This window comes from Pseudomonas sp. CCI4.2, from assembly GCF_034350045.1.
In the GTDB taxonomy this organism is placed as follows: Bacteria; Pseudomonadota; Gammaproteobacteria; order Pseudomonadales; family Pseudomonadaceae; genus Aquipseudomonas.
The window spans coordinates 209,992-224,429 of record NZ_CP133781.1; the positions used below are offsets into that span (position 1 = coordinate 209,992).

A 14,438-nucleotide genomic window follows, 5' to 3' on the forward strand; every position below is an offset into this window, starting at 1 on the left:
CCTGTGGGAGCGAATTCATTCGCGAAACGGCACCGAAATTTTTCAATGGTCAAACGCCGCAAGTGCAGCCGGGACCTTCGACGGCAGGGTCTTCTCTTCTTTAGGTGAATCAGAACCCGCTGACAAACCGCCGCCCAAGGCCACCACCAATTCCGCATGTGCTGTCAGGCGTGCCGCCTGGACCTGTTGTTGAATCTGTTGTTGGCGGAACAACAATGTCTGCGCGTTTAGCACGCTCAAGTAATCCGTCAGCCCACGGGTGTAAGCAACCTTCGCTATGTCATAGGTCTTTTGCGCTGCGGCCACGGACTCAGCCGCAAACGCTTGCTGCTTGGCCATCGACTCACGGCGAATCAATTGGTCTGAAATTTCTTTCAACGCGGTAACCAACGTCTGGTTGTACTGCGCCACAGCAATGTCATAACCGGCAGAGGCTTCGCCCAATTCCGAGCGCAAACGGCCGCCGTCGAAGATCGGTAAGGTAATGGCCGGTCCGACGCTGTAGTTGAATTTGTTACCCGCCAGGAATGACAACATCCCACCTCCGGTTGCAACGAAACCGAGGCTGCTGGCCAAATCAACGTTGGGATAGAAACCAGCGTGCGCAACGTCAATGCCACGCGCTTGAGCCGCAACCCGCCAGCGGCTGGCCACCACGTCGGGACGCTGGCCGAGTAAGGCCACGGGCAGTGATGAAGGCAGTTTCAACGCAGTTTGCAACGACAGTGTCGGGCGTTTCAGGCGTGCACCCTCCCCCGGTCCTTTACCCGCCAGCGCGGCGAGTTGATTACCGCTCAGTGCAATGGCCTCGTCCAGGGAGTCAATCTGACGATGGGTTTCGGGCAACGGGGTTTGGGCCTCACTGATTTCGAAATGAGTACCGAGCCCGCCGTTAAAGCGTCTCTGCGCCAGTTGCAGGATTTGTTCTTGCTGGGCCAACGTTGCTTCAACGATGTCGCGCTGTGCGTAATTCAGCGACAACTGGATATAGGCGCGGATGATATCGTTTTGCAGCTCAAGTTGAGCCAAACGCGCTTCGGCAGCACTCATGTGGGCCAAATCCAACGCACGCTCGGTGGTATTACTTTCCTGACCCCAGAGGTCAAGGGAATAGCTCAGACCCATCGACGCATTGTTGTCCCAAGTGCTGGTATTCGCCAGCTGACCTGGACCGTAGAATTGGTCGGTTGGCCAGTTATGTCGTTTGAGGGTCGAATCGCCATTAATGCGCAACGATTCTGCGGACTCGGCGACACCCGCCAAGGCCTTGGCCTGACGCACACGCGCTGCGGCCATTGCCAGGCTTGGGCTACCTTTGGCGGCCAGTTCGATCCAGCTATTAAGCTGCTCGTCTCCGTAGGCGCGCCACCATTGCGAAGCAGGCCAGTGCGCCTCTTTGGCGGCATTCTGGATTGCTTCGTCAGTTGCTAATTCGTTGGCTGGAAGGGAATGCTCCTGAGGGCCAATGCCCCCGGTTCCGATACAGCCGCCGATAGTCAGCGAAAGAGCGATAACAAATAGGGGTTTGAGCCCTCTGGACATGCGACGCGGCACTGCTGCAAATTCCCGACTTAGGTGTGATGCGGATGATAGGCATCGATTCTAGAGGGCGGTCAACGAGACGATAAGACGGGCGAAGTGCGATTCTTTGTTACCAAACGGGTGATAATCGACGGGCTTGGCTCACATTCATCCGTTACTTCATGTCACAATTTGTCGATCTCATCAGAGAACTGCCAATGGATACCCTGCAAAACATGCGTGCTTTCAGCTGTGTGGCGCAAGCAGGCAGTTTTACTGCCGCCGCAATACAGCTAGACACAACCACCGCGAACGTATCGCGTGCAGTCTCGAACCTCGAAGCTCACCTGCAAACCCGCCTACTGAACCGCACCACGCGGCGTATTGCCCTGACGGAAGCGGGCAAGCGTTACCTGTTGCGCTGCGAACAGATTCTCGGCTACGTCGAAGAAGCTGAAGCAGAAGCCAGTGACGCCCACGCGCGTCCGTCCGGTCAATTGAAGGTGCACTCGATGACCGGCGTCGGCCAACACTACGTAATCGATGCTATCGCCCGTTATCGCAAGCATCATCCGGACGTGAGCTTCGACCTGACCATGGGCAACCGAGTCCCGGACCTGCTTGAAGAGGGTTACGACGTCTCCATCGTATTAGCCACCGAGCTGGCGGATTCGGGTTTCGTGTCCCAACGCCTGGGTATCACCTACAGCATTGTTTGTGCCTCACCGGCCTACGTCAAAGCCTTCGGTTCGGCGCAAAAACCCCAAGACTTGCTTAACCACGCGTGTCTGCGGTTGGTGAGTCCGGTGTTTCCGCTGGAGAAATGGGTGTTTGATGGTCCCGAAGGCCAAGAGATGGTCACCATTGCCACCTCGCCGTTTCTGGTCAACTCGGCCGACGCCATGAAAGCGGCAATCAGCAGTGGCATGGGGATTGGCATTCTGCCGATTTACTCAGCCATCGAGGGGCTGCTTAACGGCACACTGGTTAGGGTGCTGACCAGCTACCGCTCGCAAGAACTGAATCTTTACGCCATCTACCCATCGCGCCAATACCTTGATGCAAAAATAAGAACCTGGGTCGAATACCTGCGCGGGTCGCTGCCGGAAATTATGGCTGCCCACGAGGCCGATTTGAAAACCCATGATTTGATGAACATCGTCTGACACCTCCACTCAACCGCCCGAGAGTATCGCCCGATGAGAAAGACTGTCCTTGCGTTCAGCCGCGTATCCCCCGAAATGGCCGAGCGCCTGCAGCAAGATTTCAACGTGATCGTACCCGACCCGAAATTGGGCGATATGAATGAACAATTCGACGCCGCGCTGCCCCATGCCCACGGCATGATTGGCGCCGGGCGCAAGCTGGGCCGCGAGCAGTTGCAGAGCGCCAGCAAGTTGGAAGTGGTGTCGAGCATCTCGGTGGGTTACGACAACTACGAGCTGGGCTACTTCAACGAGCGCGGCATCATGCTGACCAACACCCCGGACGTGCTGACTGAAAGCACCGCTGACTTGGCCTTCGCGCTGTTGATGAGCAGCGCTCGCCGCGTCGCTGAACTGGATGCCTGGACCAAGGCCGGCCACTGGAAACGCTCGATCGAAGCCGGGCATTTCGGCACCGACGTGCACGGCAAAACCTTGGGCATCGTTGGCATGGGCAACATCGGAGCGTCTATTGCCCGACGTGGCCACTTCGGTTTCAACATGCCGATTCTGTACAGCGGCAACAGCCATAAGCCAGAGCTGGAACAGCAGATGGGGGCGCAGTTTCGCAGCCTTGATCAACTGCTTGCGGAGTCGGATTTCGTCTGCCTCGTTGTACCGTTGAGCGAAAAAACCAAACACCTTATTGGCACACGCGAACTGGCGCTGATGAAGCCAAGCGCGATCCTGATCAACATCTCCCGCGGCCCGGTGGTTGATGAACCGGCGCTGATCGAAGCGTTGCAAAACAACACGATTCGCGGTGCTGGCCTGGACGTGTATGAAAAAGAACCACTGGCAGAATCACCGCTGTTCCAACTGAGCAACGCTGTAACCCTGCCGCACATTGGCTCGGCCACCCACGAGACGCGCCAGGCCATGGCTGACCGTGCGTATCAGAATCTGCGCAGCGCATTGCTCGGTGAGAAACCGCAGGACCTGGTGAACCTGCAGGTGTGGAAAGGCTGATTTCTCCCTAGACCGTGCCCGTTGAAGGGAGAGATCAATGCGCATGGCGTGGCGCGAATCCTGTGGGACCGAATTCATTCGGGAAGACAACACCTCGGTTTCGCCGCTAAACCGCGCTGCTTGCTTCGCCAACACGTGGTTCCTACAGACATAACCCCTCTGTAGATACCAACTTGTTGGCGAGGCGGTCTATGCCAGCGTTCCCGTCACCACCGTCACCGGTTTTGGCTTACGAAACACCAACACATTCCCCAGCATCACCAATACCAGCCCCATTAGCGCGGGCAGCGTCCATTGGTAGCCTTCGGCAAAAGCCGAGATATTCAGCGCCACCACCGGGAACAGTACCGTGCAATACGCTGCACGTTCCGGCCCCATGCGTCCGACCAGGGTCAGGTAGGCGGTAAAGCCAATCACTGAACCGGCGATCACCAAGTACACCAACGACCCGATGTAACGGGTATTCCATTCGAAACTGAACGGCGTGCCGCTCACTACGCAATACACCGCCAACATCCCCGCGCCGTAGAGCATGCCCCACGCGTTAGTGGTCAGCGGCCTCAAACCGGCTTTCTGCTGCAGGCTGGATAGCATGTTCCCGGCTGAGAAACACAGCGTACCGAGCAACGCCAAACCCAGACCGATCAAGGTTTCATGGCTGGCGGTATGCCCGGACAACTCAGGCCAAAACATGCACGCCAGACCGATCAACCCCAAGCCACCACCAGCCAATACGTTACGCGCGACTTTCTGGCGGAAAAAGAGCCGAGCGTTCAGCGCATTCCAAAGCGTCGAGGTGGAAAACACAACGGCGATCAAGCCGCTGGGGATCCATTGGCTGGCGGTGTAGAAACACATGAAGTTCACGCAGAACAGGCAGAGCCCCTGCGCCAGACAAAGCAGTTGGCCGCGCCGATTGACCTTCTGCAGCCGACCGCTGAGCAGCAGTATCACGAACAGCACCAAGGCCGCGAAGCCAAAGCGATAGACGATCGACACCGGAATCGCCACATCGCCCAACTGCCATTTGAGGGCAATCCAGGTGGTGCCCCAGATCAGTACGGTAAGCAGGTACAAAGAGAGGTTCATCGGTGGGCTCCTTAATTGAGCTCCAGTCTGAGGTTTCGTCTCAGGGCCGACTTGCACAAACTTGCGCTTTTGATCGTTTGGAGAATGGCAGTACGCAAGCGACTTGGTACGATGCGGACTACAGAGGATTCGTTATGCCGCCACTGGAAACCATCCAGGTTTTTCAAGCCCTGAACAGCTCGCCCAATGCTCGCCTCGAACAAAGCGCGGGCTTGGGTGACGGGATGGTCGCAGCCCTGTGGAGCAACCACCACGACGCACAGGAATACCAGGCGCCGAGCCACCATACGTTGTCGTGTTACATCACAGGTGGCACCGGTACCTATCGTCGCGACCGTCCAAATGAGAAAGGTAGCCCAGGAAAGCTGTGCGTACTGCCAGCGGGACATGAGTCGGCCTGGGTCATCAACGGCGAAATTCGCCTCGCGCATGTGTACATCAGCCCTGAACAATTCGCCCTGGGCTGCGTCACCCTGCTCGACCGTGAGCCCCGTGAACTGCAATTGCGCGAAGGCACGTTTATCGACGATGCCGAGCAAGCTCAACGTTTTCGCCGCATGATCCAGCTGGATTGGAGTGAACCTGGTGAACGCCTGCTAACCAGCAGCCTCGCCCACGAAATGCTCAGCCACGCCCTGCTCAGCCAAGTCGGCCAACGCCACGGCCTCCGCCTCAAAGGCGGCCTCGCCCCGCATCTACGCCGACACCTCGTGGATTACATCGAACATCGTCTGGCAGATCCGATAAGCCTGGGCGAACTTGCAGCACTATGTGCATTGTCCGAATACCACTTTGCCCGGATGTTTCGCGAAAGTTTTGGCTTACCGCCGCATCAGTACCTGTTGGCGCGCCGCATGAACCACGCACAGCAACTACTGCGTACGGGTCAACAGCCGTTGGGAAGTATCGCCATGGCCTGTGGGTTTGCCAGTGCGAGTCATTTCAATAATCGGTTTAGGCAAACAATGGGGGCGACGCCGGGGGAGTATCGGTTGGCGTTTTTGTAGGCTGTTTTACTGCTGCTTGAGCGCTATGGTTTGCAGAACATTTAGCGCCATCTCCTTGTCACCCCTCACACTGATCAAATACGTAGAATCATTCGCGAAAAGCAAAATTCGGTGCTCTGGATCGGTTGGTGTAGCTTCTTGAAAAATGGCTTGAACGCCAGAGCCCACGGTGAAACTCGTCAGTCGCGCACGGCAGTCGAGCTGCATGTCAGAGCGCATAGCTCTGACCAGTGCCTGATCTGCTTCATTGAGACTCTCCACACTATAAAGCCCGTATAGATAACGATCTAAATCAGCGCTTGAGAGCTTTTTCGTCGTGAATTGAGACAGAGCGGCTGCAACACTGTCATTGGGTATAAGTTGATAACTTACGTATTTTTTTTCTGGGTAGGCAGCCATTATTCCGTCGAACGCTACCAGCGCAATAGGCGCTCCAGGCAGGTTGAATTGGTAAGGACCGATAATCACAACCAACCCGTCACTCTGTTCAAACGGCAACTCACCGAAAGACAATTTTCTCTGTTCGCAGTTGTCTGCCCAAACAGAGAACGAGGCCAAAGAGATAAGCAGCGTGATCAGATATTTGTTCATACATATTTCCGTCCAGTGGAGTACAGATAATTTGCTTCGAAAATCCGGCGCTGCCAATCAGGGAATTCCGCTGAAAACGTAGGAAACGTCCCATTCTCTGTCTTGACCTGCTTTACCAGCGTCGCATCGTCGGGCGCAGCCTTGTCAAAATCCCTGCCACCTTTGCCTTTTCCGCCACAAAATATATTTGCTATCAAGGGGTTGAATTGTTTCCTCATCGGGGCCAACACTGAGGGTGAGAGGCGAGTGGTTATTCCTCGAACCCGAGGCAGGCTGATCGTTCTCATGTGAGTAAGCCTTAAGTAAGGAAAAAACTATGCAAATCCAGGTCAATAGCGATAACCATATTGAAAACAGCATCCGACTGGAGGAGTGGGTCCGTACCACCATTGAAAGCACGCTCGAACGCTACGAAGAAGATCTAACGCGCGTTGAGGTTCATATCCGCGACGAGAATGGCGAAAAGCCTGGCCCGCATGATATTCGCTGCCAGATGGAAGCCCGGCCAAAAGGTCACCAACCGATTTCGGTTACCCACAAAGCCGACACACTGGATCAGGCAGTGGAAGGCGCGGCAGAGAAACTCAATCACGCCCTTGAACACTTGTTCGGCAAACTGCGCGACAAACGCGCGCCGGTAACAGACGCGGAGATAGACGCGGATTCTGAAAATCCGGATGCCATGCTTCAGGAAGAGTTTTTGGAAAAAGAAGAGGACGCCCTGCACGGTTAATCCGCAGCGCGCAATTGACGACCATCACCATGGAAACAATCTGAAAAGGACGGCGCTGTGAAAACAGCGCTGTCTTTTTTTATGGCGCATACCGAGGCGCCATCATCGCCATTAGTCTTACGTCGCGAACTTAAACCACCGACAGCCGGTCAACTTAAATAGACTTCTCGACCAGGCGCAGGCTATGGATAACCCTTTTCAACTGATCACTGATGTTTTTCAGCCTGATTACCGAGTCAATCTGAGCATTCAGGGGCTCGATGGCGGCATCATGCTGACCTTATCCAACGAGACGGGCATCGTCGCCAAGCGCTGGATCAGTGCCGAGCAACGCAATGAGCCCAAGCGACTGCGCAGGCTCATCCAAAGCGTGCAATTTGGCATCGCCATCGAACAAGGCCACAGCGCTGTGGCCATTCTGGCGGCAATGACCGACAGCGATCAATTGGATAAACCCGCTCCTCGTAAGAATTGGTTGAGTAACCAGCCGCAACTATCGGCCGGTTTCTAACGCGAATTACAATTCGCCTTTCTCCTCGGTCAGCGCGCCCTTGGCTTTGCTGTCCGGGTCAGGAACCTTACCCGACGGGAATTGCGACGACGCGTAGCGCACCACCAAAATCGCGAATGCCAGTAGCAAAATCGCACCAGAAAGATAAACCACGCCGAGGTCCGGTGGGTTGTGGTGCGATACGTCCGAGATCAGTAAGCGGGTCAACGCGGTGATGGCGACGTAAATCAGAAACCGCACCGGCATGTGGTTGGTTTTGAAATAAATCCCGACCATGGCACCCAACTCCAGGTAGATGAACAGCAACAGAATGTCATCGACCGTAATGTGACCCTTCTCCAGCATGTCCAGAAATGCCATCACTGCTGCCCAAGCCGTTACCGCGCCAATAGCGAACAGCGCCAGGTAATGGAACGTCTCGACGCACAAGTTCCCCAGTGACTCGGCCAGCCCGTGAACGTGTTGGCGCAGAGACTCAGCCCAGTTGATTTTCACAATGTACTTCCTTGAATAATTCAAGCGGATGATGCCGTGCCGATGTGACGATTTACCGTCGCATTGGCGTTTATGGGTGCTTCTATTAGCAGAACAGGTGCCAGAGTCTAGGGTTGAGAGCGTGGTGGATTGTCGCAAGACACATCGAAACGCTGCACTATGAGTAATCCAAGCAAAAATGCCACTATCCAAAACAGATCGTTTGGCTTATGCTTTTACCTGTATAAAAATACAGTAGTCGTTAAAGACTGATTATCGTGAAGGCATGTGAGGTGCTGAATGGCCGTCGAAGTGGTATACCGCAGCAGCCGAGATTTGGAGCGTTTGTTCATGGATAAAGCCGAAGCTGATCGTCATGACAAAATGCTCGAACTGGCAGAATTGCTTGCCGAGGTGTTGCAACGAGCGGTGCCGTCGTTGACGGAAGCTCAAGTGGAAGAAGCGGGTATTTACATGGCGAAAAATCGCGATGTCTTCGCCAAAGCGTTCAAAAGTCAGCCGGACGCCTTGTCCGAATTGCTGAGTGCACCGCTGGAAGAATAAGCGCCACTACACACTCTGTAGGGCCAACGTGTTGGCGAGGCGGCTAGTTAGGAACGGCGCTTGTGCCGCTTCGCCAACACGTTGGCTCCTACAGGGATCTGTGCGAAGGCGTCGGCAGATTCAGCCGCTGAACGTCAGTACCCTTTATTCAGCAGTCGTTCTGCCAAGTCGTTCGCGACACGCGCAGGCGAGCGTTTTTCCGCTTGGGCGTGAGCAAATACTTCAGTCAATCGAGTGCCAATTCGCGACAAGTGCGCGGTGATGGTGTTCGGCGTCTCCCCTTGATGCTGCAGCGCCACGTAGATCAGGCCTCCGGAGTTGATCACGTAGTCAGGCGCATACAGAATGCCTCGTCCTTCCAGCTGATCGCCGACCTGCAAATCAGTCAGTTGATTATTCGCCGCGCCGGCCACGGCGGCACAGCGCAGTTGCGCGACGCTTTTGCTCGTCAGGATGCCGCCCAGCCCGCAGGGAGCAAAAATATCGCAGGGCGTGCTGAGCAAGGCGTCGCACGCAATCGGGTGGGCACCGAATTGCTCCATGGCCAATTGCACCTTGCCGCTGTCCAGATCACTGACCAACAAGTCGGCACCCGCCGCATGCAGTTGCTCGGCCAAGGCAAAACCGACATGCCCTAGCCCCTGCACCGCCACACGTAACCCTTCGAGATTGTCGCTGCCCAGCCTCGCCACTGCGGTGGCACGAATACCAGCAAATACGCCCATCGCGGCGTGCAATGAGGGATCCCCCGCCTCGGTGGTGCTGGTGACATGTTGGGTGTGTTGTGCGATGCAATCCATGTCAGCGCTGGACGTGCCACTGTCGACTGCCGTGATATAGCGTCCATCCAGGGTTTCGATAAACCGCCCGAAGGACTCGAACAACGCCGCGCGATTGGGAACGTGCGCCGGGCGCATGATCACCGCCTTGCCTCCTCCATAAGGCAGCCCGGCAAGTACCGCTTTGTAGCTCATGATGTGCGCGAGGCGAATGGCATCCTGAATGGCGCTCTGTTCGTCGGAGTAATCAAGGTAGCGGCAACCGCCCAAGGCGGGACCGTTCTGGCTGTTGTGGATTGCGATCAATGCTTTGAGGCCGGTCTCAGGATCGACGATAAAGTGCAGCGTCTCCACATGTGAGCTTTGCATGAGAGCGAACATTGGCGGTGCTCCCGAGTTTTTTCTAAGGCGAGTATAGGCGCTGGGAAAAAAAACGCTGGGCCATCAGGATCCGTTGAACAAACACAGACCGGCGTAACGGTCACTCTTGGATGCGCTTTGAAAACGGCACTGGACGAAATCTGTCGCTGGGGCTAAAACGGAAGCTCCAGAGCCCGATAACCAGCTCGTCGCAAGAGCCATGGTGTCTGATCCAACGGAGAGGTTGATGACCCCACGTCAAGCCTGCCTTGCCAGCCTGCAACGCACACCGCCTTGTGTCATGGAGGCGGCGTTGTGGGTGTCAGCCGAACACGATCCGCAGTTTTCCCCAGCGCAAGGGTTCGAGACCGTCGAGGATCTAAAACGTCAAATCAGTGCTGCGTTGCCGATGCTACCGGCAGGCGAGCTTGCCCAGCCAATGCTACGCCGGCTGAACACCTTGGGGTTTCAGCAGGACGACTGGAGCCAACCAAAACCTCAGGCCGCACTGGTACACAACATCTTGCAGCGTCGGCGTGGGCAACCGTTAGGCTTGGCGATCATCGCTTTAGAGGTGGCCAGGCGATTGGAGATTCCGCTGGAGGGGGTTAATTTTCCGGGGCATTTTCTGTTGCGGGTGCCGGGGGCCGACCATCTCTTGGATCCCTGTGGCGGACGTCGGCTTTATCCGAAAGATTGCCGTGAATTGCTGGTGCGCCAGTTTGGCCCAGACATGCCGCTCAAATCCGAGCACATGCTGCGTGCAACTGACATGGCGATGGTGCAACGCCTGTCGCGTAATCTCCGGCACCTGCACCAAATGAACGATGAGTTTCTGGCTTCGCTCAAGGACGCAGACCGGGTGTTGGAATTGGGCCAAGCGACCACCAACGATCACCTGGCCCGCGCGAGCTTGTATCAATCCCTTGAATGCCCCCAGGCCGAGCGATTCGACCTGGAGCATGCGTTGCTATTGAGTGACGACCCGATTCAACGGCTGCGTTTGACCGAGCGGCTGAGTCATCTACCGCACCATAGGGCTTATCACTGAGGGTTAATCAATTTAGCCGTGTATACGACGTAAGGACTGGAGTCGTATCTATAGATCCAATAGTGAAGTGCTGGACCAAAAAAGGCTTTGTCTTTACCCATGCCCAATTAGCGATGAGCCGTCCCACGGTGGGTGAACCCACCGTGATGGATCGGATACCGTCTGCTCCCGACACGACGCCAATGGCAGCACCCACGAATAAAGGAAACGCGGTTGCTCGGTCGCCGTCCAGATAGGCGATTAAGCCACGCTGGAAACTGATGCCCGAATGCAATAACCCCCAAGCCACCGACGCGCCGGGGAAAGGAAGCAGTAAAATCGTGCCGGTCCATTTCACTGCGATGTAGGTGTACTGACCGATTCGCTCATCGGTACTTTCCGTCTGATCGTCAATATCCTGGATCATGCGTTGGATCATGTCGTCATACAGTCGCTCCAGTGTCTTGATCTGGTCAGCGGGATTAAATTCAAACTTGAATGACATGCCAGCAACCGGAGGTGTGTTTTTAAGACTGGCGAAGTAAGCGTTTATAACCGGCTGATGCTTGTACCGAACCCGGTCGTAATAGTAGTCGGCCATGCCGGGGGCCAGTGCCGATGAAATGAGTTCTGCATTTGTTCTGAACAGCAGGCCATCCGGGGCGTTAGGCGTGTAAAGCAATTCAAAATCCGGGTCCGCGTTATTGGAATTTTTAAACAGATACACACCCTCGACTAACCGCCCTTCCAGGTACCAGGCATTGACCGAACTGTTTTTAATCAACGCAGCATTCTTTGGTTCGTCCGCTAAACCAGAGGCCCCCAAACTGACGACCAGATGAACCAACCACTGATACTGCGTCTGCGTCAGTCGGCCACGCAAGTATTCCGACATGATCGCGTGCCGCAGCTCACAGTGCTGGCGTACGGCATACAGGGCACGACGACGTTTATAGTATTGATGTTTTTTATCGAGATATTCCACCTCAAGCATCTTCATGTAGCGCTCGCCAAGCGACAACACACGCAAGGTGCGATCAATGACTTCGGTCGGGAGCCCGGATAAGTCCTGGCCAATGGAGGAGTACAGGACCGCGTCCTGATGAAACTTATAGTTTCCCGAGTAACCGTCCATCGCAAGACGAGTGAGGGTTGGAAAAGGCGAGTCTGGCCCTAAGTTGGGCAATTCGAGACGCGGCTTGCCGTGCACATCCACATACACCGTATCGGGGTCAATACGCTCATTCACGCCGTTCTGCCGCAACCAGTTATTGATGACTCGTTTGATTTCATCATGGGCAATTTGCTGAAACGAACGCAGCTTCGTTATTGCCAGAAACGCTTTGTTGATCTCTGTTATCCGAGACTCCAACACCACCATTGACCGTCGATGCGCATAGGTGCCCTGTTTGGAATCGGCGGGCGTAATGACGTCGTTGTCAGCCACATGAACGTCAACTTTATGATTAACCAATTCAAGAAGATTAGCCTCGTAGTTCTTGCCCTTGCCCGGCATAAATCGAACGCTCAGCGGCTGCCATTTACTGGGTAAATGCGTGATGGACGAGATGAACACCGAAGTCTCGGCCCGGCTCAAGAGCGGAACCTGATCCACCAGGTATTGAGCGCCGGCTGCAGTTTTCGTCCACCCGCCTATTTCAAAGGACAGCGAGCGCCAAGAGGAGAATTCGAACATGTCTCGACCACCCGGGGCGCCGGGGGCATAAAGAACATAATGTTCGTCAGCATCCCTCACCTCATGAAATACGATCAAGTCCTTTAAGCGCACGCTGCTGCCATTCAACGTGACGTGACCGATGCTCAGTAGATAGCCGGGTTTAACGTTATCTGAGCTTAAGGTGCGTATCAGTTCCTCACTTCGGTCAAGAAGGTGCCCTTGAAGTTTCGCGGCCCAGGCACTTAGCGTAATGGCGCTGTCTCGAACATGAAGCAAGGCGCGCTGCATTTCTGGTTGCTGGTATAGCGCCCTGACGGCCTGACCAAAGTTGATCCGAACATCCAGCTCAGCCACCAGTTTGTCGGCAAAATCATAGGTCCATGCCGGGTGTTCACTGCGCGCAGGGACCTCTACCGAAGGTCGAAGCCGAACGTCAGTAAACGGCAATCCTTCCATCACGAATTCGAGCAACGATTTTTTATAGACCGTTTTAAACGTTCCTGCCTGGGTGGGAAACTCATCGGGTAGCGTGATGAAGATCTGCTGCGGGTCAACTGAGTACCCCAGATGTTGACGAACGTATTGGTCGATAGCCCATACGCTATAGGACTTTAACGAACCCAATGTCCCCAGCAGTTGATCAGCGGCTTGCTCATATTCGTGATGCTGGGTTTCAAATACTTGGTAAGAATCTTTCTTCCAATCGTCTGCATCTTTCAGCCAGTCCGGGAATCGCTTTTGTCGGGCGTCGGCGCAGTGTTCTTCAAAACGGTGCCACAGCGCATGATCGCAATAGTCCAGGCATTGGATTTTTTTTACCTGCGCCAAGAACGCTGGCATCTCTTCTTTCGTTCGTTGAGCCAACGTAAGCACGTGATTGAAGTCCGCGCTCTGTTTATCCCGAATACCTTGTGTATGAGCAATCAACAACGGGTCATCGAGCCTGTTATAACAGGGCGTCATACCTGCTATTGCAGCGGCGTTGTCGTCTAATCCGTCGCGATCAGCGAGTAGCAGGTTCTGCAATAGAAACGCTTGCTCATCGGGATTGGCTAATAGCTGCACCACCGATTCATTCAATTGCGCGAGTGAGTCGAATACCTCAAGACCCCTGGCTGGCGTGTAAAGAAAAGCAGCGCCAACCTCTTGATCGGGGGTTAACACATCAACCTTTTCTACCAACTGGGTCGCTACGAATACTGAATGCAACGCGACGGATGTTCCCTCTGGCAGCGTCAGAGAAAGCGAATAGACACCCGCCGTGGAGGCGCCAGTAACTATAGCGTTGAGTCTGCCACTGGCGTCGAGGTCCAGCGTCTTAAGCCTGTTGTTTAGCGCGGCTTCGTGCGTTAACAAACGGCCTCGCAGGTCGGTAAGGGTCACATGGCGCGCGCGCGGCTGATGGTTGTTTTCAGACGGGTGTGCAGCGATGTCAATGTCCGAAGTCCAAAATTCGACAAGGCTGGTTGTATATGCCGTCGGCAGAACCTGAACTAACTCATTGAATAGTTGTAAGGCGTCTTCAACCGTAAAAGACGCTATAAGGTGCGCGTCGCGAACCGAATCGTGGTGTACATACACAGCGACATCGTGTTTCTCAAACGTCGAGGTGCCGTGAATCAGCGCGTGCAACAAACCATCCGTTAGCGACATTGAACGCGCTATCGAACCCTTCGACCCTCGGGTGTTGAGAAACAAAATATCGGGATTGGGATACTCAACAAGGCCTTGTAACCGGGAACTCAGCAAGCCATGTGCAACGTCTCGCAACGATGGCGCCGTGACCGTTAGGTGTGCGCACAGTGCAGAAGCTTCAGCGATGGAACCCAAGTGTTTCGCTGCCTTGAAAGAGGCCTCGGTTTGAATATTACTCAGACGCGGTACTGCGGAAAAATCATTCACCAAAACAGCTCCATAGTTAGCGCGC

The 14,438-nt window shown here is 55.0% G+C and carries 13 protein-coding genes; 7 read left to right on the forward strand and 6 right to left on the reverse strand.

Translation table 11 applies throughout. The annotated features are described in order from the left end of the window. Nucleotides 1-42: 42 nt before the first annotated feature. Nucleotides 43-1,554: an efflux transporter outer membrane subunit gene (locus RHM65_RS00925; RefSeq protein ID WP_322167813.1), complete on the reverse strand. Its 1,512-nt coding sequence runs from the start codon at nucleotides 1,552-1,554 to the stop codon at nucleotides 43-45. 185 nt (nucleotides 1,555-1,739) lie between these two features. Here RHM65_RS00925 and RHM65_RS00930 point away from each other — a divergent pair, with 185 nt between their 5' ends. Both RHM65_RS00930 and RHM65_RS00935 read left to right on the forward strand, forming a co-directional pair. Next, a complete protein-coding gene (locus tag RHM65_RS00930; RefSeq protein WP_322167812.1) occupies nucleotides 1,740-2,687 on the forward strand; it encodes a LysR family transcriptional regulator in 948 nt (315 codons plus the stop codon). Nucleotides 2,688-2,720: 33 nt separating this feature from the next. Then, on the forward strand, nucleotides 2,721-3,695 hold the full coding sequence (locus RHM65_RS00935; RefSeq protein ID WP_322167811.1) for a D-glycerate dehydrogenase: 975 nt from the start codon (nucleotides 2,721-2,723) through the stop codon (nucleotides 3,693-3,695). A gap of 189 nt (nucleotides 3,696-3,884) precedes the next feature. On the opposite strand, the gene RHM65_RS00940 is transcribed toward RHM65_RS00935, so the two are convergent. After that, a complete protein-coding gene (locus RHM65_RS00940) occupies nucleotides 3,885-4,784 on the reverse strand; it encodes a DMT family transporter (protein ID WP_322167810.1) in 900 nt (299 codons plus the stop codon). A gap of 134 nt (nucleotides 4,785-4,918) precedes the next feature. Between RHM65_RS00940 and RHM65_RS00945 the strand changes: the two genes are divergently transcribed. Then, nucleotides 4,919-5,791 (forward strand): AraC family transcriptional regulator, encoded by an 873-nt coding sequence (locus RHM65_RS00945; protein ID WP_322167809.1) that lies wholly within the window; start codon nucleotides 4,919-4,921, stop codon nucleotides 5,789-5,791. A gap of 6 nt (nucleotides 5,792-5,797) precedes the next feature. On the opposite strand, the gene RHM65_RS00950 is transcribed toward RHM65_RS00945, so the two are convergent. After that, complete coding sequence (locus RHM65_RS00950; RefSeq protein WP_322167808.1) at nucleotides 5,798-6,382, reverse strand: hypothetical protein; 585 nt, start codon at nucleotides 6,380-6,382, stop codon at nucleotides 5,798-5,800. Between the two features lie 316 nt (nucleotides 6,383-6,698). Between RHM65_RS00950 and RHM65_RS00955 the strand changes: the two genes are divergently transcribed. Beyond that, a complete protein-coding gene (locus RHM65_RS00955; protein WP_322184161.1) occupies nucleotides 6,699-7,115 on the forward strand; it encodes an HPF/RaiA family ribosome-associated protein in 417 nt (138 codons plus the stop codon). Nucleotides 7,116-7,299: 184 nt separating this feature from the next. Then, nucleotides 7,300-7,626: a DUF3509 domain-containing protein gene (locus RHM65_RS00960; RefSeq protein ID WP_322167806.1), complete on the forward strand. Its 327-nt coding sequence runs from the start codon at nucleotides 7,300-7,302 to the stop codon at nucleotides 7,624-7,626. A gap of 6 nt (nucleotides 7,627-7,632) precedes the next feature. Here the strand turns inward: RHM65_RS00960 and RHM65_RS00965 are convergent, their stop codons facing one another. Then, the gene (locus RHM65_RS00965) at nucleotides 7,633-8,121 is read right to left on the reverse strand and encodes a phosphate-starvation-inducible protein PsiE (RefSeq protein ID WP_322167805.1); all 489 of its coding nucleotides are present in this window, start codon (nucleotides 8,119-8,121) and stop codon (nucleotides 7,633-7,635) included. A 279-nt stretch (nucleotides 8,122-8,400) separates the two neighbouring features. On the opposite strand from RHM65_RS00965, the gene RHM65_RS00970 reads away from it, so the two are divergent. Then, on the forward strand, nucleotides 8,401-8,664 hold the full coding sequence (locus RHM65_RS00970) for a YebG family protein (RefSeq protein ID WP_322167804.1): 264 nt from the start codon (nucleotides 8,401-8,403) through the stop codon (nucleotides 8,662-8,664). 134 nt (nucleotides 8,665-8,798) lie between these two features. On the opposite strand, the gene RHM65_RS00975 is transcribed toward RHM65_RS00970, so the two are convergent. Then, nucleotides 8,799-9,824 (reverse strand): Glu/Leu/Phe/Val dehydrogenase family protein, encoded by a 1,026-nt coding sequence (locus tag RHM65_RS00975; RefSeq protein ID WP_322167803.1) that lies wholly within the window; start codon nucleotides 9,822-9,824, stop codon nucleotides 8,799-8,801. 226 nt (nucleotides 9,825-10,050) lie between these two features. Here RHM65_RS00975 and RHM65_RS00980 point away from each other — a divergent pair, with 226 nt between their 5' ends. After that, nucleotides 10,051-10,854 carry a SirB1 family protein gene (locus RHM65_RS00980; protein ID WP_322167802.1) on the forward strand — a complete coding sequence of 268 codons (804 nt, stop codon included), beginning with the start codon at nucleotides 10,051-10,053 and terminating at the stop codon, nucleotides 10,852-10,854. Between the two features lie 7 nt (nucleotides 10,855-10,861). On the opposite strand, the gene RHM65_RS00985 is transcribed toward RHM65_RS00980, so the two are convergent. After that, nucleotides 10,862-14,413, reverse strand: a complete 3,552-nt coding sequence (locus RHM65_RS00985; RefSeq protein WP_322167801.1) for a dermonecrotic toxin domain-containing protein — start codon at nucleotides 14,411-14,413, stop codon at nucleotides 10,862-10,864. Nucleotides 14,414-14,438 lie beyond the last annotated feature (25 nt).

What these genes read in the sequence shown, in the direction of transcription:
- RHM65_RS00930 (WP_322167812.1), top strand. Translation starts at nt 1,740, where the DNA reads ATGGATACCCTGCAAAACATGCGTGCTTTCAGCTGTGTGGCGCAAGCA.
- RHM65_RS00935 (WP_322167811.1), top strand. Translation starts at nt 2,721, where the DNA reads ATGAGAAAGACTGTCCTTGCGTTCAGCCGCGTATCCCCCGAAATGGCC.
- RHM65_RS00940 (WP_322167810.1), bottom strand. Translation starts at nt 4,784, where the DNA reads ATGAACCTCTCTTTGTACCTGCTTACCGTACTGATCTGGGGCACCACC.
- RHM65_RS00945 (WP_322167809.1), top strand. Translation starts at nt 4,919, where the DNA reads ATGCCGCCACTGGAAACCATCCAGGTTTTTCAAGCCCTGAACAGCTCG.
- RHM65_RS00950 (WP_322167808.1), bottom strand. Translation starts at nt 6,382, where the DNA reads ATGAACAAATATCTGATCACGCTGCTTATCTCTTTGGCCTCGTTCTCT.
- RHM65_RS00955 (WP_322184161.1), top strand. Translation starts at nt 6,699, where the DNA reads ATGCAAATCCAGGTCAATAGCGATAACCATATTGAAAACAGCATCCGA.
- RHM65_RS00960 (WP_322167806.1), top strand. Translation starts at nt 7,300, where the DNA reads ATGGATAACCCTTTTCAACTGATCACTGATGTTTTTCAGCCTGATTAC.
- RHM65_RS00970 (WP_322167804.1), top strand. Translation starts at nt 8,401, where the DNA reads ATGGCCGTCGAAGTGGTATACCGCAGCAGCCGAGATTTGGAGCGTTTG.
- RHM65_RS00975 (WP_322167803.1), bottom strand. Translation starts at nt 9,824, where the DNA reads ATGTTCGCTCTCATGCAAAGCTCACATGTGGAGACGCTGCACTTTATC.
- RHM65_RS00980 (WP_322167802.1), top strand. Translation starts at nt 10,051, where the DNA reads ATGACCCCACGTCAAGCCTGCCTTGCCAGCCTGCAACGCACACCGCCT.